This window comes from Streptomyces sp. NPDC037083 (genome assembly GCF_055606485.1).
The window spans coordinates 25,673-52,006 of sequence record NZ_JBVJSQ010000022.1 but is presented as its reverse complement, the minus strand read 5'-3'; the positions used below and the strand labels follow the sequence as shown (position 1 = coordinate 52,006).

Sequence of the window (26,334 nt, the reverse complement as noted above, 5' to 3'; positions counted from 1 at the left end):
GGCGTGGCCTGCGCGGGGCCGTTGAGTTGCCGGAGCTGTCAGAACCGCCTACACACCGGAGATTGTCCGTCGATGACGACGCTACTTCGCGGCGATGGCTGCAGCCTGCGTGCGGCAACGCTCCAGCCCCGCAGTCACCTCTGCATGGTCCGGGCCGTCCTGGCTCGCCAGGAGTTCGCCGGCCGTAGTCATGGCGGCCCAGAAATCGGGCGGCGAGCCCCGCCCGTCCCGGAACCGGGTTTTGGCGAAATAGAGGAAGATCTTCGTGAGCTCCCCAGTGCGAAACCACCCGAGCAGGCCACCGGGATAGCCTCCGCGGGCGCCAGCGGCGGTTCCCAGCAGGTGGCGGATGTGCTCCTCGTGCTCGTCAAGCGCGCGGTCCACGATGAAGACCTGCCCGAACGTGAGAACAAAGGCGAGGTCCTCCTCCTCGCCCGCCGCGAATTCCGCGAGAAGTGGCTCGACCTCGCGGAGTCGGGCCTCGGCGTCAGTCCGGGGGACCCCCATGGCCAAGCACACAGCCAACACACAGACGCCCCACTCGCCTGTCCTTGCGGCTAGCTCGGCGAAGACCTCCTCCTCGCTCTGCCCTGCGGCAAGCATCTCCCGCGCCTCCAGAACCAGCGCGTCCTCGCCCTCCCCATGATTCATGGCGAGAGGCTACCGCGAGGTGCGAGGGCCGAGGTTGGCCGCGACCCCCTCGGCCACCGAGGCAGCATGAAGCCACCCAACCAGCGCGGTGTGAAGCGCAACAGAGCCGGATCACGGCCCTATTCCGCACACTCGAATATCCGACGCTACCGATAACGTCGTCCCGCACCCGCAACAGGCCCAGGCGCTCACGGCCCGACCAGGCGTACTTGGCGACCGCCACCTTCGACGAGCGCTCCAGCGCCTGCCGCAGGAGCTTGTAGGGCTTGGCTGCGACCTGCCCGTCGGGGGCGAGGTAGTAGCCCTCCGCGATGCGGATCGGGTCCACGGACTCCAGCGGCACGAAGGCCTCGATCTCGATGGCCTTCGCCGTGGGCAGCGGCAGGTCGCTCAGCTCCTGATCGGAGATGGGGATGACCTGGGTCTTGGTGAGCTCGTAGCCCTTGCCGATCTCCGCGTTCGACACCTCACGGTCCTCGACCTCGCACACCTTTCTGGTGCGGATCCGCCCCATGTCCTCCAGGTGGTACTGGTGGAACTGGATGCTGTGGTTTTCGGTGGCTGACTGGACGTGGATGGGGACCGTGACCAGGCCAAAGCTGATCGCGCCGGACCAAATCGTTCGGGGCATAAGGCACCTCCGCCGCAGGCCCCGAGCACGGCCAGCCTATGAGCCGGCAGCGACACCGGCACCTCGACGCCGCGTGCGAGCAGGGGCACCGTTGAACGCCAACAGCTCAGGCCTTGGGGGGTGCCGATGGAATGGGTCTCGCTGGCCAGCACCATCGTCGGTGGAGGAATCGCGACAGCATCGGCCGGGATCCTGGATCATCGCCGGTGGAGACGAGAGCGAGGCGACCAGCACACCGAGAGCCGCCGTTCGCTCTACGTCTCCTACCTCTCTGCTCTCGCATCGGCTCGTCATGCTTGCCGCGTGACCGTGCGCGAGCCAGATCCCGACCCTCAGCAGCGCAGGCGCGCTGTGTGGGAAGCATTCGAAGCCTGTCGGCGACGGCTGAAAAGTGGACCAGCGGCGACGCTTGAAAGTTGACCCCCTCCAAGGGTCTGGCTCGTTGAGTCAGACCGGGAGGAGTGGTGATCAGCGTGGAGGACTGGGCGGAGATCCGCCGGCTTCACCGGGCCGAGCAGATGCCGGTGCGGGCGATCGCGAGGAAGCTGGGGATCGCGAGGAACACTGTCCGCACGGCGATCGCGGACGACGCGCCGCCGAAGTATCAGCGGGCGCCGAAGGGCTCGATCGTGGACGCGGTCGAGCCGCAGATCCGTGAACTGCTCGAGCAGTGGCCTGAGATGCCGGCGACGGTGATCGCGGAACGGATCGGCTGGGACCGGGGTCTGACGGTGCTCAAGGACCGGGTCCGGGACCTGCGGCCGGCCTATCGGCCCGCGGATCCGGCCTCGCGGACGGTCTATGAGCCGGGCGAGATCGGCCAGTGCGACCTTTGGTTCCCGCCGGCCGACATCCCGCTCGGCTTCGGCCAGGTCGGACGGCCGCCGGTGCTGGTCATGGTCGCGGGCTACTCGCGGTGGATCACCGCCCGGATGCTGCCCTCTAGGTCCGCGGCCGACCTGATCGCCGGGCACTGGCGGCTGCTGACCGAGCTGGGCGCCGTCCCGAGGGTGCTGGTCTGGGACAACGAGGGGCCGTCGGGTCCTGGCGGTCCGGCGGACCCCAACTCACCGATGACTTTGCTGCGTTCGCCGGACTGCTGGGCGTCAAGTTCCTGCTCTGCAGGCCGCGGGATCCGGAGTCCAAGGGCCTGGTCGAGCGGGCCAACGGCTATCTGGAGACGTCGTTCCTTCCAGGGCGGGTGTTCACCTCGCCGGCGGACTTCAACATCCAGCTCGCCGACTGGCTGACCAGGGCGAACCGGCGCATCCACCGCACTTTGCAGGCCCGCCCGGCGGACCGGCTGGAAGCGGACCGCTCGCGGATGCTGGCCCTGCCGCCGATCGCCCCGCCGGGCTGGTGGAAGGCGTCCCTGCGTCTGCCCCGGGACCACTACGTCCGCCTGGACACCTGCGACTACTCGGTGCATCCGCTGGCCGTCGGTCGCCGCATCGAGGTCGCCGCCGACCTGGACCAGGTCCTGGTGACCTGCAACGGCGTCGAGGTCGCTCGCCATGCCCGCAGCTGGGCCCGCCACCAGACCATCACCGACCCGGACCATGCGGCTGCTGCCGCGGCCGCCCGCAAGAAGGCCGCAGGCACGAAGCCGGCGCCGGTGGAGGTGACGGAGGTTGAGGAGCGGTCGCTGGACACCTACGACCGGATCTTCGGCGTCCTCGACGGCGGGCTGAGCACAGGTGAAGGGGCAGCGTGATGAGCACGAAGAACGGCACGAACCAGGCCGGGACCGGCCGCGACGTCGGCTCCGAACTGATCTATCTGACCAAAGCGCTGAAGGCCCCGGCCCTACGGGACGCGGCCGCCCGGCTCGCCGAGCGGGCCCGCGACGAGGGCTGGAGCCACGAGGAGTATCTGGCCCCCTGCCTGCAGAGGGAGGTCGCAGCCCGCGACTCCCACGGCGCCGAGGGACGCATCCGGGCGGCTCGTTTCCCTTCTCGCAAGTCGTTGGAGGACTTCGATTTCGACCACCAGCGGTCCGTGAAACGCGAGGTCATCGCCCATCTGGGGACGCTTGACTTCGTCGCGGGGAAGGAGAACGTGATCTTCCTGGGGCCGCCCGGCACCGGCAAGACCCACCTCGCCACCGGCCTGGGCATCCGGGCCTGCCAGGCCGGCCACCGGGTTGCTTTCGGGACCGCCGCCCAGTGGGTCACCCGCCTCGCCGAGACCCATCAAGCAGGTCGTCTGAGCGATGAGTTGACCCGGCTGGGACGGATCCCGCTGATCGTGGTCGACGAAGTGGGTTACATCCCCTTCGAGCCCGAGGCCGCGAACCTGTTCTTCCAGTTCATCTCGGGCCGCTACGAACGAGCCTCGGTGATCGTGACCAGCAACAAGCCCTTCGGGCGCTGGGGCGAGGTCTTCGGCGACGACACCGTCGCCGCCGCGATGATCGACCGCCTCGTCCACCATGCCGAAGGGCTGTCCCGCAATGATCTTCGGTGTGCGACAGCCTCTATCCCACAAGGGTGAGGTTGTGTAGGCGGGCGATGCCGAGCATGGCGTGGTGAACTCCGTCGCCCTTGAGGCGGCAATCGCGAAGGATCTTCCATGTCTTCAAGTGGGCGAAGGCATGCTCAACACGGGCTCGGACCTGTTTGTGCGAGCGGTTGTGCTCCTGTTTCCAGTCGGCCAGTTCCTCGTTGGCGCGGCGACGGTGCGGCATCAGGAGTCCGGTCCCGGGGTAGCCGCCGTCAGCGGTCGTCGTGGTGCGGCCAACCGCGGCTTCGGCGCCGGACTCGCCCCACGCCTTGCAGTCGTTGCGGTTGCCCGGCAGTGGCTGTCCGACCACGACGACCAGGCGGGTGTCGGCGTCGATGACGACCTGGTGGTTGGTGGAGTACCGGTAGTTCTTCGACTGTTCGGCGACCTCATGGTCGCGGGTCGGGACGAGGGTGCCGTCCACGATGAGTACGGCGTCCTTCGCGAAGCGGCGCCGAGGTTGCAGTGCCAGCAGCGGCCCAAGGTGATCGATGATGCGGTCGACTGCGGACTTCGAGATGCCGAACAGCAGGGCGAGCTGGCGCATCGTCAAGTTCCTGCGCCAGTACGCCGTGACCAGCAGCGTCCGGTCGTCCAGAGACAATCCCCATGGCCGCCCCCGGTGGTGCGTATCGACACCGGCGCGGCGTAACACCGTCACCAGCTTTCCGAACTGGCGCGGGCTCAGCCCGGTGAACGGGGTTATCCAGAACGACTCCGACGACGTGATCACACCAGCCATAGCAAGATCATCTCGTTCGCGGCCGTCAGCTACGTGACGCCCCTGGATACGGCTCGGACGCCGAGGTGACAACAGCCATCGCGGGAACGGGCCAGCTGGGGTCGGCCGGGACGGGCCGTGCTCAGCTGCCCGAACCGCTGAGGAGAACCGTGCGTTGCGATCGGAGCCAAGATCGCTCGGCTACCATCTCGGACACATCGCCGCGGGCGAGGAAGGTTGCCCATGGTTCGTGGCCCTGCCGGCCGAGTCGTTCGATGCGCTTTGCCTCGCGGGACTGGACGGCCTCCAGGGCATCGAGTACGTCTGCCGGCCGTGCCCCGTAGGCGGCGCAAAGGGCGTCGAGGCGGATCCGAAGGGTGTGCTCACCGGCGATCGATGCTCTTCGCTGCTGCTCGACCGGGCGCAGTGGCACGGCGTACCAGGCTAGTTGTGCAAGGTCGTCGAGGGCGTGGCCGGGCGCTGCGAAGTCCCAGTCGATGAAACCGGCCAGGTGGTCGCTGTTCCAGATGGAGTTCCATGGACCAAGGTCTCCATGCCTGATGATCATGCCGGGACTCCAGGCGTCCTCCTGGCCCTGCCATCGTGCGTCGGCCGGCGGCTGGAAGTCCCGGACAGCGTCGTGGTACTCGTTTAGCCAGCACCCCAGTTCGCTGATTCCGAGGGTCGATCGCAGAGCCGACGGCCAAGGCGAGAACGCGGGTTCGCCGTGCACCAGCGACAGCACCTCATCGGTGCCGTCAGTGCCAAGGACTCGCGGAGCCCGAGTGAAGCCCACCCTTTCCAGGTGGGTCAACAAGGCGTGTACCGCGGACGTCCACTCGCCGACGGGCCGGCGGATCGTCTCTCCGATCCGCCGCACTTTGGTCACGCTGCCCTTGTCCGTAGCGCCATCCGCGATCATTGGGTCAGCGTAGCCTTGCCGCCCACATCAGCGTCATGGACATCGGCGGCCCCAACAGGCAGCGCGACACGCCCAAGGCAAGCACCAACCAGACCTGCTGGGTTGCACTCCCCACGGATGCTGCCAGTTGCGGGACAGCCCTTACGAGCTCGTGCACGGTAGGCGGTGAGACGTCGAGGACTCCGGCAGAGCTCGGTGTTCACATCTGCTGTGCCGGGATCAGATCCGCGGTCTGCTGATGGGACAGCAGGCCGGCGATGGCCTGGACGATGTCGCTCATGTGCTCACGGCGGCCGAGGTGGCGGGCCAGGGATCGCCAGTTCTTCAGATGGGCGATGCCGTGCTCGACCCGGATGCGTCGTGAGGAGTGCGCCTTGCGCTGGCGCTCGTACATCTCCTCGTACCAATCGGGGGCGTTCTTCTTGAACTTGCGATGCGGTGGTGTCACCACGCGTCCGCCAGTCTGCGCGCCCAGGCCCTGGTATCCGGCATCGGCGAGGATCTCGACCGCGGGCCCGTCGGCCAGGAGCTTGACCAGCCCTAACTGGCGGGCGTGGGTGATATCCGCGCAGCTTGCGGGACGGGTCGGGCTGCACCACAGCATGCGGCCCTCGCCGTCCGTGACGACCATGGCTTTGACGGCGTTCTGCTTGTTCTTGCCGGAGATGAACCTGTCCTTGCGTCCGGCGGCGGGCCGCCGGACCCGGATCTCAGTGCCGTCAACGATGCCGAACTCCCCACTGGCGCCGAGATGGTCGACGACCTCGGCCAGGGTCCGCAACCGCACGTCGGGGCTGACGGTGCACCCCCGCTCGGCGAGCAGGGGCCGCACCTCGCCGATGGCCCGGGTGATGGTGGAGCGGTCCACGCCGAACCAGCAGGCCAGCACATCGTGAGTAGCCCCGTGACGGAGGTGGACGAGGGTGGCCAGGAGTCGGTCGACGAACACCAGCCGGTGCTTCGCGCCGCCACCCATGGCCCGCTTCCGCGGTCGACGGGCAAGTCTGGCCTGGTGACGCTCATGCCACAACGGGCCTACCTCGGCCACGAGTTCGGCGATCACATCTGCTGACAGGCCCGTGATCCGGCGGTTACTGATGATCACTGCGCGAGTCGTGTTCCCCACCACCTACGAATGGCAGTCGATCTCGCCGACGAGTTCCTCGCCTACCTGGGGGCCCTCTCCGTCGAGACACCCGACCTCGACACTCCGGAGGCAAAGGCGGCCCTTGAGGACGCCTCCGAAGCCGCAGCCGGCGCCGTCGCCTACGCCGCCTACCACCCGCACTGCAGCTTCCAGGTCTTCCTCAACTACGTGAACTTCGGTATGAGCTACGACCCGGGTGACGACTCCCCCGAGGAGAGCGTCACGACCGGGGAGTGGACCGATGCACTCTGCCTGACGGTTCTCACGGACACGGCGAAGACCCACGGCGAGGCGTTCCATTTCGCCCGTGACAAGTTCGCCGCGCAGGCGAAGGGCACGCCCGCCGGCGAACTCGCCACCGGATTGATGGCCGTGGTCCTGGACGACACCGGCGACGACGAGGAGTACCCGCCGAGCGCGAAGGCCAAGCTCACCGCCATCGACGCGGCCCTCGTCCGCATCCGCACCCGCGCCGCAGAGACCGGCCAGCTCCTCATGGACCGGCCGGACAGTGCGGCCCTCCACGCGTTGCGCGCCTTGGTCGTCGAGGACCGGGAGTCTTTCGATGCCGCGCTCGCCGATCTTCTCGCCGGGCACGCCGCCCTGCAGGGGCCCGCGGCCTCTCCGAGGACTCTGCTCCCGCTCGTCCCCATCGCTCTGTCCGCGCTTGCGTACCGGACGCTGGGGTGGGCGCCCGCCGTCCGCACCGACTACCTCCCGCACGCGCTGATCACGGGCTTCGAGACCCGGGGGCCCCGGGTTGGAGGGTTCGGCCGGGACCGGCGGCCGGACGCGGTCGCCGCGCTTGCCGCGGGCACGCTGGTCGTGGAGCGGCCCGCCTGTGAGCGCGAGGGGATCGAGCGGATCGAGGCCATGTACGAGGAACACCTCCGGGAAGCGTTGACCTCCGTCGACGGAGATCCCCTCGCCGTCTGGCATCTCGGCAACGTCATGGGCGATCAGGAGCGCCTGTTCAAGTGGCGGGCGGGCAATCCCGGCGACCTCACGGACGCCCAGCTCGCGACTCTTCGGCTGGCCTCCCAGACGGGGGCGGCGCTGTTCCGCATCGCGCTGGCGGAGCCGGGCACCGAGGTCGAGGTGACCATCGGCGGCCGCACACTGCGCTACCCGGCCGAGCGGGGCGAGGAAGCCGGTGCCGGGAACTGGCAGACGGCCGTCGCCTTCGCCCTGATCACCGGCGTACGCGAGGTCCTCGCCCCGCTGGTCCTCACCGGCCCCACCGTCGCCGGCCCGGACCGCTCCGCGTTCGCCGCGTACCGCGAAGCCCTCCATGCCTACCTGAAGGGCGTCGACCCCGAAGCCGCCGCGCAGCGGGCGCTACAGGAAGCCGAGAAGGCCACGCACTGGGGCTTCGCGTTGCCACCGGCCGTGCTGCTGTCACAGCTCGTGGAGGGTGACGAGGAAAGCTTCAACCTCGCCCTGGCCGACGCCCTCGAAGCCCACCGTGACTACTACCAAGTCGCCGACCGCGCCCATGGCCCAAATGTTTCCGTCAACCTCGACGTCCTCGCCCTGGCCTGCCATGCCCGCCGCCGCGGCTGGACCATTCGCGTCGAATCCCCCTACCTGCCGCGGGACCTCCTGCGGGCCGCTGAACCCTTCTAGGGCGAGCCTCACCCTCGGACGTTTCTCCGGCTCTGGTTGAGCACAAAGCAACGCCGGCGCATGCCCGGTCGGCGCTCTCTCAGGGCCGGGGCTCGTGCAGGAAGCAGGACTACTCCGTTGTTTTTGCGGCGAGTACTACTGGGACCCCCGGAGCACGGTGTGGAGCATGTCGTCGGTGATGACCGGCGGCCGACCGCCGTGCTTGCCCGTGCGGGCCGCGGTGTCGAGCAGTCTGCGGCCGGACGACGACGCGACCGTGGCGGCCGTCAACCTCGACACGCACGCCGACGATGTGTTGCGGCTCCTCGATCGCGCCCGCGTCACCGGTGCGACGCTGGTCCGCCACCGCTACGGCGGGATGGCGATCGCCGCCGCGGCCGACCGCGCCGGCGGCCGGATCTCACGACTGGTGCGTCTTGACGCCTACGTGCCGCGTGACGGCGAGTCGTGCTGGTGGTCGACGGCCGAGCGTTACCGGGAAGTGTTCGCCGTCGGCGCTGCGGCCACCGGCTACGCCGTCCGGCCGCCGGACGGCGGCGGCCCCCGCCGCCGTCCCCATCCCCTCGCCTCGTTCAGCAGACGATCCGGCTCACCGGCACGATCGCCCACATCCCCCGGCGGGAGTTCGTCTAGGCGGAGGTTCCACGACCTCCCCACCGGCCACGACGCAATGCGCGAAGACCCCGAAGCGGTCGCCGCGCTTCTGCTCGGCGAATCCGTCGCTGAGGCGTCGACGGGCGGATGACGTACCTGCCGTCGAGTGCCGCACTGGCCCGATCCGTCCGCTCTGCGATGACCCGACGGACGTGTCCGCCTGCCGTGCAGCGCGAATGCCTCACCTCCGCGGCCGGACTCCCTCGCGCATACCGGTCGCCGACCGGCGAGCCCCGTGCCGGTTACACGCAGACCGGCGGGTCCGGGTAGGAGCAACCGCCGTAGGTGTCGCCCTCGTAGGTGATGCCCCCTTCCATGGGCTGGTCACAGGTGGCGCAGTTGACGGCGAAGTACGGATTGACGCGCAGGAAGGCCGCTTCCTTGAGCTCGAAGATCGCTTTCACCCCGTCCAGCCCATGTTCCCAGACGCCGTGCTGCAGGAAATCGAACGCGCTGAACTCGTGACCCTGCTTGCACGCGAAGCGGCCGAACCGGAAGGCTCCGATGTCCGTGATCCCCAGCTCCGACTCGATCCGGGCCTTCTCCTCGGCCGAGACGGGTTCGAGACGGGAGGCCTTGACGAGTTCCGGCGTCCAGTGCAGATCCCGGATGATGCGGGCCTGCTCACGCGAGAGGTAGAAGGAAGCGGTCCTGCCGCTCTTGACGGTCTCCTGCACCAAGGCGACGACTGTCTCGTCGTCCGCCGACACGACGACCTTCCCCCTGCCCACGGTCGCCTCGACCTGGGAAAGCAATGACTTGTCCACGACGCATCCCTCCAGGACTGCACCCAGAATCCGATCCTGCGTTCGCGAAGCACTATTCCGAGCGGCCGCCCGGTACAGCAGATGCCACACGGGGAGCCTCACCCGCACGGCAGCGCCGGCTCACACCGCGGAGAGGTGCCTCTGCGCTGCGCCGACCCGTGAGCCTGCTCATCGCCCCGCTGTGCCGACCCGTGAGCCTGCTTGTCGTCCCCCCGCATGTGGACGTCGGTGATCCAGGAGCCGTACTGCTGCGGTGCGCGGCACGAGTCAGGGGGAGGACGGTGCGCTGTCGGCGGCGTCGACGCCATGCGGTGTTGCGGACGCGTCCTCGTCCGGGGTTGCGCCTGATCGGTCTCCCGGCTGATCCTCCAGGGCCTCGCAGGTACCGCAACTGAAGCACAAGGCGACGTCGGTGTTCGGGGCCTTGGCGGTTCTGGCGCCGACCACCATATGGCCGGCAAAGCGGTCGGCGCAGCCCGGGCACGCTCGGTACTCGTGATTGTCCCGTGTGCCGAGGACTTCCAGGACGTAGTCGGCCTCAGCGAAGACTGCGGTGTCGAAGTTCTGCAGACAGAAGTGGCAGACCACGGGGATTTCACCCACGACTAGAGCCCACTGTCGGCAGTCCGGGCACACCACGGTGCGGTGGGCGACGGGCACGAGCTCTCCCGACAGAGTGTTCATGCGGTCTTTGACCAGCGATTCGATGCTGCTGAGCTTCGTGCGCAGGGTGTACATCGCTTCGCCGACTTCCCTGAGTTCGGAAGAGAGCACGGGCTTCAGTTCCTGGGTGATGAACGTCAGCAGAAAGCCGAGAACCTGCGCCGCCCAGTCCTCGACCCGGTAGGCGTTGACGGTGTGCCCGTAATGCGTCAGGCGGTTGCGGACGTCGGTCACCTTCTCGATCGCCTGTCGAGCCTCAGGCGGAACGACCACGCCTGCGACCTGTGCGAGTCGGTTCATGGCTTCCTGGAGGGTGCAGCTTTCGAACCGGCCCTGCCTGAAGTCGTCCAGGCTGGCCCGGCGCGGGTCCCTGTAGACCAGAGTCCAGTGTTCCTTGACGAGACGGGCTTTGAAGAGCACTTCGGTCGCTGCCTGAAGGTGCAGGATCGCGTACTTCAAGTCGCGGTCGTTCGGCGGCGACGCGCCCTCCGTAAGGTGCTGAACAGCGGTGAGGAGGTAGTCCATCCCGTTGCGTACGGGCTTGAAGTCGACGTCGGGCCGTGGGTTGGCTCGCTGCCGGCCTTCTTCCACGCTGTCCGGCCCCATGCGCCCCTACCCCTCATCCCGTGACGCCATCTCGGTCCCCGCGCCGCTGGACCGCGCGAAGCCCCACCCCGGCCGATGTCTTCCGGCGTATGGCGGACTCTAGCCAGGACGCGAACCGGCGGGGTCCCTATTGACCAAACCCCGATCGACCCCCGGCCGCCGAGGTGTTCCCGCGGGTGCTGGGCAAGCGGGTGGGCAAAGGGGGGCTCGGCCGAGCAGTCAGGTCAGACGGCAGCGAGGGCGACCCGACGTGGTCGTCGAGGAAGTCGAAGAACCGCCGGTCGGCGCGGGCCCGGGCCATCGGCCGGCAGTGCCCGGCGGGTCCTTCGGCCTCGGTGACGGGCTACTTCGCGGCCTGGGCCTCGGCCTCGTGTCGGAGGTTGTCGACCCAGTTGCGGAGGGAGTTGTCGAGGGCGGCCTGTAGGACAGCCTGGTTGGCGACGACGGGCTCTCCGGTCCACGACTCCTCGGTGTGGACGAGGACGCCGTCGCGGGTCGGCGTGAACGTCCACACGTGGACGGCGGTGATGCCTTGGGCGGGGCCGCCCCAGGCGAGGCGCTTGCCGGGTCTGACCTGCTTGACGGTGGAGGTGATGTCCAGCCCCTCGGTGCTCCAGCGGAAGACCGAGCCGGGGCGCAGGCGTCCGGGGGTGTCCTTGACGACCCTCTCCACGCTGGGCTGCCAGGCGGGCCACTTCTCGACATCCGTCTGGATCTTCCAGATGGTGCGCAGGGGGGCGTGGATGAGGATGGTCTCCCGCGTGATGACCGGCGCGGTCTGATCGATCTGCACGTCGGCGGTGTGCGCGGCGAGGCTCTCGCCCGAGGCGGTGGGCCTGTCGTCGGTGAGGGCGTGGGCGGTGCCGGAGACGGCGAGGACGAGCACGGTGGTGGCGGCGGTGAACCTCGCCACGGTGAACGTACGCACGATGCTTGGCCTTTCGAGGAGTCTTCGTGGATTTCAGGGAACGGGTGGTGGGTGCGGGCCCGGCCGGGAGGAGCGGCCCCCTGGCCGGGGGGGCGATTTCAGCTGTCGGGGGCGTCGGTGCCGGTGTCGGTGTCCGGGATCCAGGAGCCGTGGATGCCGCCGGTGACCCGTCGTGGCAGGTGGACGGTGGCGATCCGGTCGAGGCCGGAGGCGTCCAGGACCAGGAGTTGGGAGGCGTCCTGCTTGAGGTCGGAGACGACGGTGAGCAGATAGCCGTCGTCCTCGCGGGTGGCTCCGGCGGCGGGCACGAACACGGCCTCGCTGGGCAGGCGGGCGTCCCCGGCCTGGTGGACGCGGCGGGCGCCGGTGGTGCGGTCGTACTTGACGATGCCGTAGCCGCCGTAGCCGTCCTGGTCGGGGAAGGAGACCGCGTACTGGTAACGGTTCTCGGCGCCGAGGAAGTCCTCGTTGAGCGTGGGGAACTCGACGGCGAGGTCGTCGGTGATCCGCTCGTCGACGCGGCCGGCGGCCAGGTCGACGACCCAACGGCGGTTGTAGGAGCGTGTGTTGGGCTCCGTGCCGCGGCCGGGGGCGCCGACCCACCAGTTCCAGGAGAGCTGGAAGCCTGCCTTGTCCACCGTCGGGCCCTCCAGGACGATGCGGCCCTGGGCGTCCTCGTAGGCGTTGCCGGCGTGCAGCATGTTGCCCGGCTCGATGGGGAACCAGCGGACCTCTCCGGCGCCCTCCGGGCCGCGGGGCATGACGCCGATCCGGGCGGGCTGGTCGTCGTTCCAGGAGTACGGGATGCCCGAGTGCTCGGTCGGGTCGAAGGTGACCGTGCCTTCGGCGAAGACCACGTAGTGACGTGTGAGCGCGAAGTCGTGCTTGAGGGAGGCGGTGGCGCCCGGCACCTCGAAGCTGTGTGTGACCTGGCCCTTGACGTCGGCGACGTAGTACATCAGGTACGGCGGGAACGGCGAGGAGCCGAAGAAGTGCAACTCCCCGGTGACCGGGTCGGTCTTGGGGTGCGCGGTCATCGCGCTGCGCAACTTGCCGTCGAAGTCGTAGGCGCCGACGGTGTCCAGGTCCCGGGTGAGTTCGAAGGGAAGGTTCGCCTCGCACAGGGCGAGGAGGCGCCCGGCGTGTTCCACGACGTGGGTGCCAGCGGTGCTGGCGGTCAGGTCGGGGCCGTGCTCGGTGAGGTAGGGGGCGCCGTCCAGGGCGGGGGTGCGGACCCAGCGGTTGCGGTACCACTCGGCGCGGCCCTCGCGCAGACGGATGCCGTGGACCATGCCGCTGCCCTTGAACCAGTGGGTGGGGGTGACGCCGGGCTTGGGGTTGTGGCTGTTGCGGATCAGCCGGCCGGTCAGCTCCGGCGGCAGGCTGCCTTCGACGGTCAGACCGGTGGCGGTGATCTCGTCGACGGCCGGGGTGTAGTGGCCGATCAGGTAGGGCTTGGTGGACATGTGTGAACCTCGTCGCTCGGTGGGGTCGGTGGTGGAGATGGTCAGTCAGGAGCGCTGTTCCGCATGCGACTTGAGGGCCACGAGCCAGGACTGGAGGGACCGTTCGAGGGCTTGGCCGAGTTCTTCGACGGCGGCCTCGACGGGGGCACCGGCCCAGGACTCCTCGGTGCGGACGGTCACCTGGCCGCCGTCGGCTTCGAAGGTCCACACATGGACGCCGTCGATGCCGTTCGCGGGGCCGCCCCAGACGATCCGGGCACCGGGAACGATCTCGTGGAGGGTGGAGGTGATGTCGAGTCCGTGGGTCTTCCAGCGGAAGGAGCTGCCGGGCTGGAGCGGGCCGTCGAGCTTGGCCTCGTCGACGTGCGTGTTCCAATCGGCCCAGGCGTCGATGCCGGTGTGCAGGTTCCACACCGTCTCCAGCGGAGCGTCGATCACGGTCGAGAGCCGGACGACGACGGGAGCGGATTCGTCGATGGTACGCATGGTGCTTTCCCTGCTTTCGTGTTCGAACGGGTCAGAAGAGAGGCGAGAAGGGCGGTTGCCGCAAGGACCGCGGCGGAGATGGCGAACGCGGTGCGGTATCCCTCGGTCAGCGCCTCCAGGTGTGGCCGGTGGGCGGCCGAGGTGACGGTTCCGGCGACGGTGGTCAGCACCGCCAGGCCGATCGCACCGCCGACCTGGCGTGTGGTGTTCACCAGTCCCCCGGCCACCCCGGAGTCGTCCTTGGCCACGCCTTCGATGGAGAGGGCGGTGAGCTGGACGAATGCGACGCTCAGGCCGAGGCCGACCAGGACGCTCGGGCCCAGGACATCGGTGACGAAGCTTCCGTGCACGCCGATGCGCGAGAGCCACAGCATTCCGGCGGCCTCGGTGAGCAGTGCTCCGATCACCGTGGCCGTGGCGCCGAGCCGGCGTGCGATCCGCGGTGCGAGGGTCGCGCCGAGCATGTTCGCGGCGGCGAGGGGGAGTTGTCCGAGACCGGTGACCAGCGGGCCGGCGCCGAGGACCTGCTGCTGGTAGAGCGGCAGGAAGAAGAACAGCGCGATCCATACCGAACCGAACAGGCCCATCAGGACGTTTCCTGCGGTCACCCGGCCCCCGGCGAACAGCCTGGGCGGCACGAGCGGGTGGCGGCTGCGCCGTTCGATCAGGACGAACGCCGCCCCGAGGACGGCCGCCAGCACGAAGGCGCCGAGTACGGGGCCGTCCGTCCACCCGTCGTTGCGGGCGGTGGTCAGCCCCCACACCAGACCGGTCAGCGCGAGGCCGAGCGTGGCGGTGCCGGGGAGATCGAAGCGAGCCGCCTCCGCTGCCGCGGTCTGTGGGACGAGGACGGTTGAGGCGCCCAGGCACAGGAAGGTTCCGACAGCGACCGCGTGGAAGATCCATGGCCAGCCCCACGCCTGGTTCAGCACGCCGCCGAGGACGACCCCCGCCGCGCCTCCGGCGCCGGACACCGCGCCCCAGATACCCAGCGCCCTGCCCCGCCCCGGCCCCGGCGGGTAGAGGTCCATCACCAGGGCGAGGGCCGCGGGGGCGACGACCGCGGCGCCGGTCCCCTGCACCGCGCGGGCACCGATGAGGACGGCGGGCGACGTCGCCAGTCCCGCTGCCGCCGAGGCCGCCCCGAAGAGCGCGAGGCCCGCGAACAGCACCCGGCGGCGTCCCAGCAAGTCTGCTGCTCGCCCGCCGGCGAGCAGCAGGGCTCCGAACGCCAGGCCGTAGGCGTTGACCACCCAGGTGGTGCCGCCGTCCGACAGACCGACGCCGTCGCGGATCTGGGGCAGCGCGACGTTCACGATCGACGTCGCGAGCATGACGGTGAACTGCGCGGCGGCCAGAGCGGTGAGGGCGGCGCCGCGGGATCGCTTGCGCATGGCGGACTCCACAGCGGTCATCGCGGTTTCTCTGCGGCGGTCTTGAGGTGGCCGAGCCATTGGGCGAGGGAGTCGTCGAGCGCCTGCCGGATGTTGGCGGCGTCGGCCCGCACCGGGGCGCCGTCCCACGATTCCTCGGTCGTGACGAGGGTCGCGGTGGGGCCGGACGAGATGAGCGTCCACTGATGTACGGCGACGATGCCCTGGGCCGGGCCGCCCCAGAGGATGAGGCGGGGCGCCTCCATCGCGTAGACGGTGGAGGCGATGTCGAGGGCCGCGGTGCGCCAGTGGAACGTCGCGCCCGGCGTCAACGGCGTGCGGGCGCGTGCGGAGACGATGTCGGGCTGCCAGGACGGCCAGGCGGGCACGTCGGTCAGTAACCCCCAGACCGCGGCGGCGGGAGCTCTGATCGTCAGTTCGTGGCGGGCGACGACGGGGGCGGCGCGGTCGATGCCGGCGGGCGGGTTGTCCATGCGGCCGAGTCTGCTGTGGCGAGACCCGGCCGCTCTTCGGTGAAAGTCGCCTAGACCGTCACCTAGATCGCCTGGGTGACGAGGTCGGTGAGCTGGCGGCGCGAGGTGATGTCGAGCTTCTTGAAGATGTTGCGCAGGTGGGCGTCGATCGTCCGGGGGCTGAGGAAGAGCCGGTCCGCGACCTCGCGGGAGGTGGCGCCGGTCGCGACGAGCCGGGCTATGTTGAGTTCCTGGCCGGTGAGCGCCTCCAGCACCCCTCTCGTCACCGATCTGGCCTGCTCGCCCGCGGCGGCCAGTTCGGCCCGGGCCCGTTCGGCGAATCCCTCCGCGCCCGTCGTGGTGAACAGGTCGTGGGCCGCGCGCAGGGCCTCCAGCGACTCACGGCGGCGGCCGTCGCGGCGCAGCCACGCCCCTTGGTGCAGCAGGGCCCGGCCGTGCCAGGTCCGCATGCCGCCGGCGCCCAGCCTGGACACCGCCTCGGCATGCAGGGCTTCCGGCTCGTCCGACAGCAGGGCGCCGAGAGCCGCGCGCACCCCGAGCGCCCAGTCGGTGCCCGCGGCCCGCGTGTGCTCGTCGAGCCGGGCGAACGCCTCCCGGGCGACGGCGTCCTGGCCGCACCGCACCGCCGCCTCGACCAGTTCGGGCAGTGCCATGCTGCTCGTCGACAGGTCGCCGTCGGCGAGTGCCAGCGTCGCCGATTCGAGCGCCGCCCGGTGGTCGGCGACGCCGTTGGCGTAGAACGCGGCGGCGCTGTGGGCCATCGCCGTCAGCATCCCCTTGCGGCGGCCCCGCGACTCGGCCAGCACCCGGTCGATCAGCGGCCTGGCTTCGGCGGGCCGGCCGCGCACGGCCGCGACCTGCAGGTGGCCGTACCAGTGGACCGGGACCCCGGTCACCTCGGCGATGCCGTCGGCCTCGCCGAGCAGGGCGGAGGCGTCGAGCAGCGCGCCGCGCTGGGCGGCGGCCATGGCCCGCATCCAGAGGCCGACCGGCAGGATCATCAGCGCTCCGCAGCTCCGGGCCGCTACGACGGCCTGGGTGGCGAATCGTTCCTCCAGGGCGAAGTCCCACAGTTCTACGGCGAGCAGCGCCGCCAGCGACAGGCGCCGTGACCACAGCGGGTCGGTCGTGTCCGACAGCATGCGGGACAGTACGGACACCGTCGCGAGATCCCCGTCGAGGTAGGCGACCAGCGTGTCCAGCAGGTCGTCGGCGCCGGTGCGGTGCCCCGGGGGAGCGGGTGCCTGCCGGGCCGCCTGAAGGGCGGTGCGGCAGGCGGGCGAGGACCGACCGACGACGAGCCCCGCCTGCAGCGCGTCCAGCAGGTACAGCCGGGCCCGGGCGGGGTCGAGTCCGGCGGCCCGGATCAGATGGCCGACGGCGTCGGCCGCGCCGTCGCGGAAGAACGCCGCCTGTGCGCGGGCGAGTTCGGCCTCGACCCGCCCGGCGTCGTCGATGGGGCCGTGCTCGGCCGCGTCGACCAGGGTGATCGCGGTCTCGAAGGCGCCGGCCTCCAGCGCCGCCCGTGCCGCGGCGAGGCTGCGCTTGGCCCGGAACCGGGGATCGGGAGTGAGGGACGCGGCCTGTTGGAGGAACGCGGCCTCGGCCGCCACCCCGCCCCGCCGCCGGGCCCGCTCCGCGCTGCGCAGCAGATCGGCCGCGACGTCCTCATCGGGCCGGGTTGCGGCCTGAGACCGGTGCCAGGAGCGCCGGTCGGGATCGGTCTGCGGGTCGGTGACGTCGGCGAGCGCTCTGTGGACGAGCCGCCGGTCGGCCGGTGACGCGGCGGCGTACACGGCCGACCGCACCAGCGGGTGCCGGAACCGGGACCGGCCTCCCAACTCGATCAGCTCCTCCGCTTCGGCCTCGGTTCCGGCCTCCGGTTTCAGGTCGAACAGATCCGCGGCCCGCCACAGCAGACCCGGGTCGCCGAGCGGCTCGGAGGCCGCGATCAGCAGCAACATCCGGGCTCCGGGCGACAGCCGGGAGACCCGCTCCCGGTAACTCTGCTCGATCCGGTTCGCCGGCGAGGCGGGAGTGGGCAGCCCGAATCCGCCCGCGAGTCCGGCGGGACCGAGCCTGCGCGGCAGTTCCAGCAGCGCGAGCGGATTGCCGCGCGCCTCGGCGAGAATCCGCTCACGCACCCGGTCGTCCAGCGGCACCGGAACCCCGGACGCCAGCAGGTCGCGGGCCGCCTGATCGGACAAGCCCGACAGCTTCAGCTCCGGCAGCCCGTCCAGCTCGTCGACACCGTGCGGATCGCGCAACCCGAACACGAGCGCGATCGGCTCCGCGCCGATCCTCCGCGCCGCGAACGCCAGAACCTGCGCCGACGCCCGGTCGAGCCACTGCGCGTCATCCACGACGCAGACCACGGGCGACTCCCCCGCCGCCTCCGACAGCAGCCCCAACACACCGAGTGCCACCGCGAACCGACTGGGCGCGCTGCCTTCCCCGAGCCCGAACGCCACCGACAGATCGTTCCCCTGCCGGGCCGGCAGCCGCCCGATCCGGTCGTGCAACGGCCGGGTGAGCTGATGCACCGCCGCGTAGGCGAAGTCCGCCTCGAACTCGGCCCCGTTCACCCACAGCACCCGCAACCCGTCCTGCGCGTCCAGGACATGCCGCAGGAGAGTGGTCTTGCCGATGCCCGCCTCACCGCGGACCACCACCGCACCACCACGACCGGACCTGGCCGCCGCGATCAGATCGGTTATGGCAGCGCGCCCACCTGGTGGGAAATAGCTTGAAATCGGAAGCAAATCCACAACGGGATCATGTCACGCGCACCACGGAACGGACAGGTCGGTTCAGCGGCCCACCGCCTGCGGGCCTCGATGTCGTCAGCTCCCAGTTCAGGAACAAGGTGCTGCGCACTTCCGCGCCTCGAGTTCAGCCGGTGCCATCGCCATGCGGAGAGCTTATTGCCGAACCGACAGACTGCCGCCATGAGCGCGTCGCCCTGGACGCAGCCCCGGTGCCCGCCTGCCGCCGCGACGGGGCGGCCGCCGACGCCACGCCCAATGAGCTGCCGCCGGAGACCAAGACCACCCCCAGCGGACGTTCTTCGCGCTGCTCTACCACCTGCTCGTCGGCCGTGACAACGGCGTCGGAGGTGGCGGTGGGTGATGAGGGAGGCGGCGAGGCCGAACGGCCGGCCGCGGTGTCAGCCGTTGTAGGCGAATCGGTGAATACGCGCCCGAGCGGATCGTGGCGGCGAAGAAGCCGTCAACTCCATCCCTCGGCACCGTAAGCACATGTGCGCGGCTCCGCGCCCGTCGTGCACACGTCGACCCAGACCCGGGTCTGCTCCGGAAGGTCACCGGTTTTCCAATCCGTGCAGTAGGGCGAAGCGTGACCTGAGGTATCGGCGGTGCGAATGACTTTGCCGGTGTCTCGATTAGTCAGCGTCGCCTTTATGCCACGGCCATCGGCGTGCAGGTCGCAGGCTTTCAGCGCGTCACCGGGAAGACTCCCGCTCGGATCGGCATGGAACCACCCGTACCCTGCAGAGGGGCAGTACTCGAATGCGCACTGCAGAACATGGACAGTAACATCTTGACTTGCAAGGGCCGGAGCTGCATCAAACACCACCAACCCCGCAGTCGCTACCGCCGCCGTCAGCGCACTCTTCATGAAACGAGAAATCGGCATGGGCTTCCCTTTCTGTTGACGGGTTGGCTGAGCTGACCGCATCGGTCTTGAAATGAGAGGCCTATCCTGTGGCAAGTCCCAGACGTCTCTGCGGCGATCACAAGGATGTACGGCGGTCATTCCCCTGTCGTTGGCACACCGTCCACACTCGCTTGGCACGCCGTCCACGGTGTACGGGCGCGGTCCCGCCAGGGCCGGACACTCGGCGGGAAGCGGGTCCGGTGGGTAACAGCCACCGCGTCACCTCAGCCGGAGGCAGGTGGGAAACGGCTTCGCATCCTCTTGCTACTGCGGCCCGCAGCAAGGTCAGCTTTCCGGCGGAATGCGTCCCCCGATTTCCCGTGCCAGCCGGTCCGCCCTCCCCGCGACCGTCCCGCCCTCCACAGCGACAGCACGCAGTACGCAGCACGCTGATCAGGTCACGCGTCTCGTCCAGTTTCAGCAGGCGCAACCGTTCGGTGTTGTGCTCCATGGGAGCGAAGTCGATCTCTTCAAGGTCAAGGTGCTCGTAGCCGTCCATGATCAGGGCAACGTCACCGGCCCTCGGCAGGTCACCGCGTAGTGGGCTGAGGAGGCGCTGATCACAAGCCGCGTTCGGTGAACACGTCGGCGTACTCGTCCAGGAAGGCCGGCCGGCCGCCTGTCCCTGTGGGGGACGGCGCGTTCTCCAGGGTGTGGTTGTAGCGCCCTGAGCGCATCTGGGCGTGCATGGTGCCGTGGAAGAGGTCCCGGTAGTCCTGGAGCACGTCATGGACGACTTCGCGTTCGGGGGCGGGAAGATGCGCGCAGTGCTGCTGGAGAACGGGCCGTAGCGTGTCGAATTCCGCGATCCGTTCGAAGTACCACTCGCGGCACTTGTCCCGGGCCTCTTCCTCCGTCATCCCGTAGGCGTCTTCGAGTACCAGGATCAGGTTGAGGTCCCGGTCGCGCCGGTCGCGTCCGATCGACACGACATCGTTCTGGATCGCGATTGCTTCGCATACGAGGACCTGTAAGCGTTCGATCTCGTGGCTCGATGCGACCATTTCCGGGAGGTAGTTCTCCCCGACCATCTCCAGCAGAGGGAAGCCAGGCGTCACCCCGATGTCCGCGGGCCGGATGCGCCAATACGCCTCCAGCCCGATGGAGGCCCCGGTTGAGAGGGCGAACTGCTTCTGGTGGATGCCGGCCATCCAGAGCCGCATGCCCTGCTGGAACCGGGCCACCCAGCGCGGCGGTCCCAGTTCCCGCAATCGCTCCATCACGTCGAAGAGTCCTCGTTCCGGTCCCTTCAATGGTCGCCGCAGATTTCCCGGCAGGGCGTACATGACCTCGACAGCGTCGTTCAGGACGACCTCCACCCTGCCCGGATGCTTGAGCATGCCGAGAAACATGTCGTCGAGAAAGAACGCACAGGTGACCCAATCGGTGATGGCCTGCAGCCGCTCGCCCCTGGCACGTTGGAAGGCCGTGCCCATGGACTGGCCGTAGGTGGCGTTGCGGACGAATGTGACCTCCTCCGGCGTGAGGGCCTGGCGGGTTCGCTGTGCCCACAGGACGGCCTGTTCGTCGGCGGCCGGACCATCGGGGTTGACCGGCCACTCCGCGGGGATTTGGAAGAACTCGGCGATTTCGAGCGGGGTCATGGGGTGCCTTTCTGGGTGTGCTGCTCGCGCAGCTGCTGCGCCGGGTGACGGCACCGCCGGGCGTGTCGGTTACGAGGCGTCGGTTGACAGTGCGTGCTGGTCCACGGGTCGGGAGCGGTGGTCTGTGCGGTCCGGTTGTCCGCAGGTCAGTGGTCACGGCGGACGAGGAGGCGGGCGAGGGAGGCCAATTCGGCAGCAGGAACGGGATCCGGGGTGGCTCGCGCGAGGTGTTCGAGAGCTATGGCAATGTGCCGCTGGGCCCGGCGCAGTGTGGCGTCCCGTGCGCCGGTCTGCTCGATCAGGTCCCGCGCGCGCAGACAGTCCTCCTCGCCCAGCGGCGCGCTCGTGCGGTAAAGGGTGCGCAGGGCTTGGGACTGTGGGGTGTTGCCGGCCATGGCGACCGCGATGGGGATGGTGACCTTGAGGGAGCGCAGGTCGGACAGGGCGGGTTTGCCCGTCACCGATTCCTCGCCCCAGATGCCGAGGACGTCGTCGACGCACTGGTAGGCGGTGCCCAGGCGGCGGCCGAAGCGTCGATAGAGCTGGGCGCGCTCGGGGGCGGCGCCGCCCCCGAGCGCGCCGAGTTCGCAGGCGCAGGCCAGGAGCGCGCCGGTCTTGCCCGCCGCGACCGCCATGGCCCGGTCCTCGCTGACCTCGGTGCCGGTCTCCGTAAGAATGTCGAGGTACTCGCCCTCGATCAGGGTCTGCACGGCGGCCAGAAGCACCGGTACGGTGCGGCCCGCGTTCGGTGCGTCGGTGAGGGTTTGGACGGCGGCGAAGAACAGGGCGTCGCCGGCCAGGATCGCCGCCGGCACCCCTTTGGCCGCCCACAGCGCCTTCCGGCCGCGCCGCAGCGGGTCCTGGTCGATGATGTCGTCGTGGAGCAGACTGGCGTTGTGGACCAACTCCACCGCCACCGCAGCGGCCTTGGCGGCCTGCAGTTCACCGAGCACCGCCTGGCAGGTGAGCAGGGCGAGGGCAGGCCGGACGGCCTTGTGGACGTCCGAAGCGTCCAGGGCGTTTCCGTCGTCGGTCCACCAGCCGAAATGCAGCCCCACGACATGGCGGACGTGAGGAGGAAGGGCGTTGACCTGAGACCGTAGCAACGGGGCCACAACGGTCGCGGCCTCCGTCAGGATGGTTGCACCATCACGTGGAGCGACAGCCACTGGAACCCCTTCCGAAAATCAAGGTCATGCTCACGCCAGGATCCGGCGACGGGCGGCGCACCGTGCAGGGCGCGACGGCCAGCGCGCGACGCACACACCGACCCGCTCACTCCCGTACGCACGACACACTGCGCCCCGCACTCCCCGCCGATACCAGCCAGCCGACCATGCAGTCGGACCTCTTCTGCGACCTCCGTCGGCTAGCCGGGAGCCTTGGAACAGCCCCTGGCACGCGGTCGTCATCGGTTCTGGCCGCGAGCTCCCGGGAACCCGGCGGCGGCACCCTCCAACCCTCGCGCAGGACCCCGTACGCCCGTGCCCGCAGCCGGCGCCATGTGTTCCTGCTGCTGAGGTGCCCGCACGAAACGCGGCGGAGGAAACCGGCGCGCTGTGTGCAAGATAAATCGCTCCCCTGGCGCCAAACCCGTACGCGATGCCGCACTGGCCTGCGACGCCTGTGCGGGTTCCGGCTCCTCCCAGGACGGGATTCCGCGAACTCACGCGCCTCCGCTTTCGATCTGTTGCGGCTGTCCGGGACGGATACGACCGGGTGGCCGTACCGGCGGCGCAGGGCCGCGCTGGAGTCGGTGTTCGCCGCGCGGAGGTTGTCGGCGCCGTGGGCGCTGCGCCCGTCGACCACCGAGGCCGACGTCGTGCGCGAGTGGCTGACGTGGGCGGCGTAGGCATCGAGACGCGGCTTCATTTGCTGGTAGAACGCTGGCGTCCCGCGCCACATCCGTCATCAGCCAGGCGTGAGCCGAGTCGGCCCGGCACGCGGACTTGTACGTCCGGACGTCTGCGCGAAGCCAACCGTCGCCGCCGCGTCACAAGTCCGATGTGTGCGAGATGGCGCTCCGTAACGGCCGCCCCTCGCGCAGACGTTCCAGGTCTTCGGTGATCTGACGGACCATGCGCGGCACGTTAACCTCCTCGGCCAGGGTGAGCGCCCTCGTTGAGCGCTTCGCGGGCGGGGCCGGTGCGCCCGGCTTCGGCCCGTACCTCGCCGAGCAGCAGGAGCATGTGCGCCAGGCCGGCACGACTTCGGATATCGAAGTATGGGTCCGTCCGCTACATCGACAACCTGTACGTCCCCCATAGAGCTCGTAACACGATCATGCGGCCCAGTCCCAGTAGTCCTCTCGCGGTGGAGCGTGGGAGCGTGGCCCTGGGGCGCGGGCGACGGCTTATGTGGGGAAGAGTGGCTGGATGAGCGTGATGTGGGCGGCGACGTCACCGGAATCTAGACTGTTCCATCCGGTTGAGAGATGTTCAGAGGTGACGGGCCTGTCAGATCGCTTCAACGACCTGCGTTCCTGCGGCCAGGGGTACATGGAGGTTCGGTCGCCGGACAAGGAGTTCCCGGTGCTGATCCTGGCCTTCGGAGGTGATCACGCGGTAGTGCATCTGATGAGTGACGCCGAGCGGATGTCTCTGCTCGCAGGAGACGGCATCGCGCCCTCGAGTGCCGAGGTCGAAGTCCCGATCATGGACGACCTCGCCGTATTCACGGGCGACTTTGTCCTGGACACCGATCGGGCGTGGGGCCTGGTGTACGACTTCACCCAGGGCGCGGGCAGCCGGTCCCCTGGGTGAGTGGTGTGAGTTGTAGCTACACGATCGGGATCGGTGGTTCTTCAACCGTCTCCAGCAGATGTGGCCCAGGTCAATGAGACGAAGACGTCGTGCAGTTCGGTTCGGCGTTCCCAGCGGACGGCGAGGCCGAGGCCGCCACCGCCCATGTCTTCGACCGCTGACGTCTGGTCAGAGTTCGTACGGGCAGAGCGCGATCTTCTCGCGCTCGATGAAGAGCTCGACCCATGTGCCGACGACACCGTCGGGCAGCGGATCAGCAAGGTCCAGCAGGATGTGCGTGCCATCGAAGTCCAGCACGGCGGCGCCGTCCACTGTGGCGTTCAGCCGTCCGCGCAGGACAACGCAGTGCCCGACAGGTCGGACTCCCGGTCCGACGCCGGCAGCGGGTTTCGCGTTCCGCCCCCAGACGATGTCCTCATCGACCGTCCACTCAACGTGGTACTTGCCCGGCTTCACGGCCTGGTCACCGCACCAGCGGACCGCTGTCTCTCCGAACGGCGTCCGGACCTGAGCCAGCCACGGGCTCCAAGGAAACTTCGCGACCTTCACCAGTTCGACCAGCATCGTTCGATCATGCAGCATCCGCGTTCCTGCCGGAACCCGTGAAGTTTCGGCACTGCCTGACACAGCTTCGCCGGAACATATGCGCTTTGCCGAAGGACTTGTTCGAGGTCAGGATGATCGAGCCTCTCTCGTAACGCTTGGAGATCACCTCGAAGACCAGGTTCGCCTCGGCCCGCTCCAGCAACTGGTAGCCCACCTCGTCGACCACGAGGCCGGCGGGGCGGAGGTAGCTGGTGAGCTTGCTGATCAGCCGGCCCTGGCCCTCGTCTGCCCTGAGGTGGCGGACCGCCGACAGGACGGCTCCCGTGACCGCAGATCCTGCTGATGTCGTGCCCGAGGGTCCTGCGGATCCGCCTGAGGCGGTGCCGGTTCCGGTGGAGCCCGGTGGGCCGGTGGAGTTCGAGCGGGTGGTGCCTGCGAGTGGGAATCAGCAGGTTGCGGGCCAGCAGTTCTGGCTCGGTCCCACGCGGTCGGGGCTGACGGTGACGTTCTGGGTCGACACGTCGGTGATCCATCTGCTGGTTGCGGGAACGCGGATCAAGACGGTGCGATCGCACCCGGCCAACCGTCTTCCCCCCAACGGACCGGTCCGCGGCTTGATCTCCTCGGCTCCGCTGTCAGCGTGGGCCGGCCCAGAAGTGGCGGACGTAGTGGCGGCCGCTGCGCCAGGGGAGGCCGGGGCCGCGGACTCCGTCCTCGTGCCGCCAGTGCAGGATGGCGTAGACGGAGAGCAGGATGCCGGCCAGCAGGCCGAGGGTGAAAACGGGCAGTGCGCCGCCGTCCGGGCCGGTGCTGATCACGCCCAGGATGCACGTCACCACCAGCGCCAGGCCGAGGCCGGAGGCCAGGAGCCAGCCGAGGCGCCAGAGCTTGGTGGCGGCGAGACTGAGGACGGTGATCTCGACGGGGTCGCCGCAGGTGGCGCAGGCGAGGGTGGCGCGGTGGGCGCCGGTGGCGGGACGTTCGAGGTCGATGGGGTGGGGTTGGGAGACCCGGATCCGGGATGACCCGTAGGCGGAGTCTGACGTCAGATGCTCGTAGTGCGTGGACGGCACCGGTCCGAGTCTTCGTGGCATGACCTCTCCCCTTGATCAGATCATCTAACTATCACCAAATCCGCCACAGCGTCCACAAGTTCGGGGACTCCCCCGATCTCGACACGGAGGCCGTCCGCAGTGTGCCCCTCATGGACGGCGCCGCCGCAGGCGCGGACCACGGCGAGGCCCGGAGCGGTCCGGTCCGGGCCCTGGCCGAGACCGAGGCATGCGGCGAGATGGTCGTCCTGGGCGACGGCGGCGAGGTCGGAAAGCGGGGACCCGGAGATGCGGAACTCCGGTACGGCAGGAGCGAGCTCGGCGAGAAGGCGGAGTGCCCGGCGCCGGTCCTCTCCCCTGACCGGAAGGGCGATGGCGAGTGCCTGGGCCGGATCGGGATGTCGGGAGACCAGGGGCGTGGACCGGCCGCGGAGGTGGTCGATACCGGGAATGGTGCCGACGAGGCCGGAGGGGCCGAAGCCGATTGCAGAGTCGAGGGTGATGCCGTTCAGCTTGAGGAGGTGGGCGGCCACGATCGTGCCGCCCAGTTCGGCGGCGACGCCGATGGCGTGATGGGGCCCCAGCGCATGGCGGGGGTCGGAGTTCCGGAGCTCGGTGAGGCCGTCCAGGGGATTCACCCGCCAGCGGACCTCGGCCGGGACGCCGGTGGCGGCCAGGGACTCCCGGATCGCGGCGTCGCTGACGCGGCGGAGGTTGGCCGCGAGGCCCGTCGGATTGAGGAAGACTTCCATGAGGCGCTGCGGGTCGGCGCCGAGGTCCGAGGTGACGGCCTTGTGTCCCGCGCTGGCAGCGTTCAGCACGGCCAGGTGGAGCGTGTTCAACAGGTCTTCCACGGTGTGCTCCTGACGGGCGGAGGTGTGGCCGATACCAGTCAACCGCAGCGGTGATCGGCGCGGCGCCGGGCCGCATCGGGGTGGGCGCGGCCGTGAGCTGGTGATGGCCGTGACTGGCTGACCGTCTACCAGCGCCCTCCTACGCACCCGAACTCAACCGGGTCGAGGGCATCTGGTCCCTGCTCCGGCACGGCTAGGACCTGT

General features: G+C 69.4%; 23 protein-coding genes and 5 pseudogenes. 6 read left to right on the top strand and 22 right to left on the bottom strand.

The features are described from left to right. Positions 1-81 precede the first annotated feature (81 nt). Both ACZ7DE_RS38625 and ku read right to left on the bottom strand, forming a co-directional pair. Entirely contained in the window at positions 82-651 is a 570-nt protein-coding gene (locus tag ACZ7DE_RS38625) for a cytochrome c-type biogenesis protein (protein ID WP_470769066.1), read from the bottom strand. Between the two features lie 151 nt (positions 652-802). Beyond that, positions 803-1,282, bottom strand: a pseudogene (gene ku / locus ACZ7DE_RS38620) (non-homologous end joining protein Ku); the annotation flags it as partial. Between the two features lie 464 nt (positions 1,283-1,746). Between ku and istA the strand changes: the two are divergent. Continuing rightward, positions 1,747-2,996: pseudogene (gene istA, locus ACZ7DE_RS38615) on the top strand (IS21 family transposase). After that, on the top strand, positions 2,996-3,775 hold the full coding sequence (istB, locus tag ACZ7DE_RS38610) for an IS21-like element helper ATPase IstB (protein ID WP_470769065.1): 780 nt from the start codon (positions 2,996-2,998) through the stop codon (positions 3,773-3,775). The pseudogene istA and the gene istB overlap by 1 nt, the downstream one beginning before the upstream one ends. Here the strand turns inward: istB and ACZ7DE_RS38605 are convergent. From ACZ7DE_RS38605 to ACZ7DE_RS38595, 3 genes are all read right to left on the bottom strand, one after another. Next, entirely contained in the window at positions 3,759-4,526 is a 768-nt protein-coding gene (locus ACZ7DE_RS38605) for a transposase (protein WP_470769064.1), read from the bottom strand. The genes istB and ACZ7DE_RS38605 overlap by 17 nt on opposite strands. 121 nt (positions 4,527-4,647) lie before the next feature. After that, positions 4,648-5,427, bottom strand: coding sequence for a phosphotransferase (locus ACZ7DE_RS38600; RefSeq protein ID WP_470769063.1), 780 nt, complete (start codon positions 5,425-5,427; stop codon positions 4,648-4,650). 199 nt (positions 5,428-5,626) lie between these two features. Then, positions 5,627-6,403, bottom strand: a complete 777-nt coding sequence (locus ACZ7DE_RS38595) for a transposase (RefSeq protein ID WP_470769062.1) — start codon at positions 6,401-6,403, stop codon at positions 5,627-5,629. Between the two features lie 159 nt (positions 6,404-6,562). Between ACZ7DE_RS38595 and ACZ7DE_RS38590 the strand changes: the two genes are divergently transcribed. After that, complete coding sequence (locus ACZ7DE_RS38590; RefSeq protein WP_470769061.1) at positions 6,563-8,200, top strand: immunity 49 family protein; 1,638 nt, start codon at positions 6,563-6,565, stop codon at positions 8,198-8,200. 166 nt (positions 8,201-8,366) lie between these two features. Further along, a complete protein-coding gene (locus tag ACZ7DE_RS38585) occupies positions 8,367-8,945 on the top strand; it encodes an alpha/beta fold hydrolase (RefSeq protein ID WP_470769060.1) in 579 nt (192 codons plus the stop codon). Positions 8,946-9,096: 151 nt separating this feature from the next. Here ACZ7DE_RS38585 and ACZ7DE_RS38580 read toward each other — a convergent pair whose 3' ends face one another. The 13 genes and pseudogenes from ACZ7DE_RS38580 to ACZ7DE_RS38520 all read right to left on the bottom strand — a co-directional run bounded on the left by ACZ7DE_RS38580 (position 9,097) and on the right by ACZ7DE_RS38520 (position 21,974). Next, positions 9,097-9,621 (bottom strand): hypothetical protein, encoded by a 525-nt coding sequence (locus tag ACZ7DE_RS38580; RefSeq protein ID WP_470769059.1) that lies wholly within the window; start codon positions 9,619-9,621, stop codon positions 9,097-9,099. A 267-nt stretch (positions 9,622-9,888) separates the two neighbouring features. Next, positions 9,889-10,890 (bottom strand): hypothetical protein, encoded by a 1,002-nt coding sequence (locus ACZ7DE_RS38575; RefSeq protein WP_470769058.1) that lies wholly within the window; start codon positions 10,888-10,890, stop codon positions 9,889-9,891. A gap of 343 nt (positions 10,891-11,233) precedes the next feature. Then, positions 11,234-11,818 (bottom strand): SRPBCC family protein, encoded by a 585-nt coding sequence (locus ACZ7DE_RS38570; protein WP_470769057.1) that lies wholly within the window; start codon positions 11,816-11,818, stop codon positions 11,234-11,236. 98 nt (positions 11,819-11,916) lie between these two features. Beyond that, positions 11,917-13,284, bottom strand: coding sequence for a carotenoid oxygenase family protein (locus tag ACZ7DE_RS38565; protein ID WP_470769056.1), 1,368 nt, complete (start codon positions 13,282-13,284; stop codon positions 11,917-11,919). A gap of 45 nt (positions 13,285-13,329) precedes the next feature. Further along, complete coding sequence (locus ACZ7DE_RS38560; protein WP_470769055.1) at positions 13,330-13,770, bottom strand: SRPBCC family protein; 441 nt, start codon at positions 13,768-13,770, stop codon at positions 13,330-13,332. Further along, complete coding sequence (locus tag ACZ7DE_RS38555; RefSeq protein WP_470769054.1) at positions 13,719-15,164, bottom strand: MFS transporter; 1,446 nt, start codon at positions 15,162-15,164, stop codon at positions 13,719-13,721. The genes ACZ7DE_RS38560 and ACZ7DE_RS38555 overlap by 52 nt, the downstream gene beginning before the upstream one ends. A 17-nt stretch (positions 15,165-15,181) precedes the next feature. Then, a complete protein-coding gene (locus tag ACZ7DE_RS38550) occupies positions 15,182-15,637 on the bottom strand; it encodes an SRPBCC family protein (RefSeq protein WP_470769053.1) in 456 nt (151 codons plus the stop codon). A 62-nt stretch (positions 15,638-15,699) separates the two neighbouring features. Next, a complete protein-coding gene (locus ACZ7DE_RS38545) occupies positions 15,700-18,405 on the bottom strand; it encodes a helix-turn-helix transcriptional regulator (protein WP_470769052.1) in 2,706 nt (901 codons plus the stop codon). A 460-nt stretch (positions 18,406-18,865) separates the two neighbouring features. After that, positions 18,866-19,291, bottom strand: a complete 426-nt coding sequence (locus ACZ7DE_RS38540; protein ID WP_470769051.1) for a hypothetical protein — start codon at positions 19,289-19,291, stop codon at positions 18,866-18,868. A 306-nt stretch (positions 19,292-19,597) separates the two neighbouring features. Next, the gene (locus ACZ7DE_RS38535) at positions 19,598-19,690 is read right to left on the bottom strand and encodes a DUF6417 family protein (RefSeq protein ID WP_470769078.1); all 93 of its coding nucleotides are present in this window, start codon (positions 19,688-19,690) and stop codon (positions 19,598-19,600) included. A 22-nt stretch (positions 19,691-19,712) separates the two neighbouring features. Continuing rightward, positions 19,713-19,811, bottom strand: a pseudogene (locus ACZ7DE_RS38530) (DUF6417 family protein); the annotation flags it as partial. Positions 19,812-19,872: 61 nt separating this feature from the next. Beyond that, positions 19,873-20,916: a terpene synthase family protein gene (locus ACZ7DE_RS38525; RefSeq protein ID WP_470769050.1), complete on the bottom strand. Its 1,044-nt coding sequence runs from the start codon at positions 20,914-20,916 to the stop codon at positions 19,873-19,875. A 146-nt stretch (positions 20,917-21,062) separates the two neighbouring features. Beyond that, positions 21,063-21,974 carry a polyprenyl synthetase family protein gene (locus ACZ7DE_RS38520; protein ID WP_470769049.1) on the bottom strand — a complete coding sequence of 304 codons (912 nt, stop codon included), beginning with the start codon at positions 21,972-21,974 and terminating at the stop codon, positions 21,063-21,065. A gap of 1,317 nt (positions 21,975-23,291) precedes the next feature. On the opposite strand from ACZ7DE_RS38520, the gene ACZ7DE_RS38515 reads away from it, so the two are divergent. Beyond that, positions 23,292-23,678: a hypothetical protein gene (locus ACZ7DE_RS38515; protein ID WP_470769048.1), complete on the top strand. Its 387-nt coding sequence runs from the start codon at positions 23,292-23,294 to the stop codon at positions 23,676-23,678. 168 nt (positions 23,679-23,846) lie between these two features. On the opposite strand, the gene ACZ7DE_RS38510 is transcribed toward ACZ7DE_RS38515, so the two are convergent. Next, on the bottom strand, positions 23,847-24,242 hold the full coding sequence (locus ACZ7DE_RS38510) for a hypothetical protein (protein WP_470769047.1): 396 nt from the start codon (positions 24,240-24,242) through the stop codon (positions 23,847-23,849). Positions 24,243-24,327: 85 nt separating this feature from the next. Then, positions 24,328-24,603: pseudogene (locus ACZ7DE_RS38505) on the bottom strand (ATP-binding protein); the annotation flags it as partial. Between ACZ7DE_RS38505 and ACZ7DE_RS38500 the strand changes: the two are divergent. Continuing rightward, positions 24,536-24,799: pseudogene (locus ACZ7DE_RS38500) on the top strand (IS481 family transposase); the annotation flags it as partial. The pseudogenes ACZ7DE_RS38505 and ACZ7DE_RS38500 overlap by 68 nt on opposite strands. A 60-nt stretch (positions 24,800-24,859) precedes the next feature. Here ACZ7DE_RS38500 and ACZ7DE_RS38495 read toward each other — a convergent pair. Beyond that, positions 24,860-25,318, bottom strand: a complete 459-nt coding sequence (locus ACZ7DE_RS38495) for a hypothetical protein (protein WP_470769081.1) — start codon at positions 25,316-25,318, stop codon at positions 24,860-24,862. A 20-nt stretch (positions 25,319-25,338) separates the two neighbouring features. Beyond that, entirely contained in the window at positions 25,339-26,130 is a 792-nt protein-coding gene (locus ACZ7DE_RS38490; protein WP_470769046.1) for a hypothetical protein, read from the bottom strand. Between the last annotated feature and the right edge of the window lie 204 nt (positions 26,131-26,334).

Excerpts from the sequence above, each read along its gene's own strand:
- ACZ7DE_RS38625 (WP_470769066.1), bottom strand. The coding sequence starts at position 651 with ATGAATCATGGGGAGGGCGAGGACGCGCTGGTTCTGGAGGCGCGGGAG.
- istB (WP_470769065.1), top strand. The coding sequence starts at position 2,996 with ATGAGCACGAAGAACGGCACGAACCAGGCCGGGACCGGCCGCGACGTC.
- ACZ7DE_RS38605 (WP_470769064.1), bottom strand. The coding sequence starts at position 4,526 with ATGGCTGGTGTGATCACGTCGTCGGAGTCGTTCTGGATAACCCCGTTC.
- ACZ7DE_RS38600 (WP_470769063.1), bottom strand. The coding sequence starts at position 5,427 with ATGATCGCGGATGGCGCTACGGACAAGGGCAGCGTGACCAAAGTGCGG.
- ACZ7DE_RS38595 (WP_470769062.1), bottom strand. The coding sequence starts at position 6,403 with ATGGGTGGCGGCGCGAAGCACCGGCTGGTGTTCGTCGACCGACTCCTG.
- ACZ7DE_RS38590 (WP_470769061.1), top strand. The coding sequence starts at position 6,563 with ATGGCAGTCGATCTCGCCGACGAGTTCCTCGCCTACCTGGGGGCCCTC.
- ACZ7DE_RS38585 (WP_470769060.1), top strand. The coding sequence starts at position 8,367 with ATGTCGTCGGTGATGACCGGCGGCCGACCGCCGTGCTTGCCCGTGCGG.
- ACZ7DE_RS38575 (WP_470769058.1), bottom strand. The coding sequence starts at position 10,890 with ATGGGGCCGGACAGCGTGGAAGAAGGCCGGCAGCGAGCCAACCCACGG.
- ACZ7DE_RS38565 (WP_470769056.1), bottom strand. The coding sequence starts at position 13,284 with ATGTCCACCAAGCCCTACCTGATCGGCCACTACACCCCGGCCGTCGAC.
- ACZ7DE_RS38560 (WP_470769055.1), bottom strand. The coding sequence starts at position 13,770 with ATGCGTACCATCGACGAATCCGCTCCCGTCGTCGTCCGGCTCTCGACC.
- ACZ7DE_RS38555 (WP_470769054.1), bottom strand. The coding sequence starts at position 15,164 with ATGCGCAAGCGATCCCGCGGCGCCGCCCTCACCGCTCTGGCCGCCGCG.
- ACZ7DE_RS38550 (WP_470769053.1), bottom strand. The coding sequence starts at position 15,637 with ATGGACAACCCGCCCGCCGGCATCGACCGCGCCGCCCCCGTCGTCGCC.
- ACZ7DE_RS38540 (WP_470769051.1), bottom strand. The coding sequence starts at position 19,291 with ATGCCGATTTCTCGTTTCATGAAGAGTGCGCTGACGGCGGCGGTAGCG.
- ACZ7DE_RS38525 (WP_470769050.1), bottom strand. The coding sequence starts at position 20,916 with ATGACCCCGCTCGAAATCGCCGAGTTCTTCCAAATCCCCGCGGAGTGG.
- ACZ7DE_RS38515 (WP_470769048.1), top strand. The coding sequence starts at position 23,292 with ATGAGCGTGATGTGGGCGGCGACGTCACCGGAATCTAGACTGTTCCAT.
- ACZ7DE_RS38510 (WP_470769047.1), bottom strand. The coding sequence starts at position 24,242 with ATGCTGGTCGAACTGGTGAAGGTCGCGAAGTTTCCTTGGAGCCCGTGG.
- ACZ7DE_RS38495 (WP_470769081.1), bottom strand. The coding sequence starts at position 25,318 with ATGCCACGAAGACTCGGACCGGTGCCGTCCACGCACTACGAGCATCTG.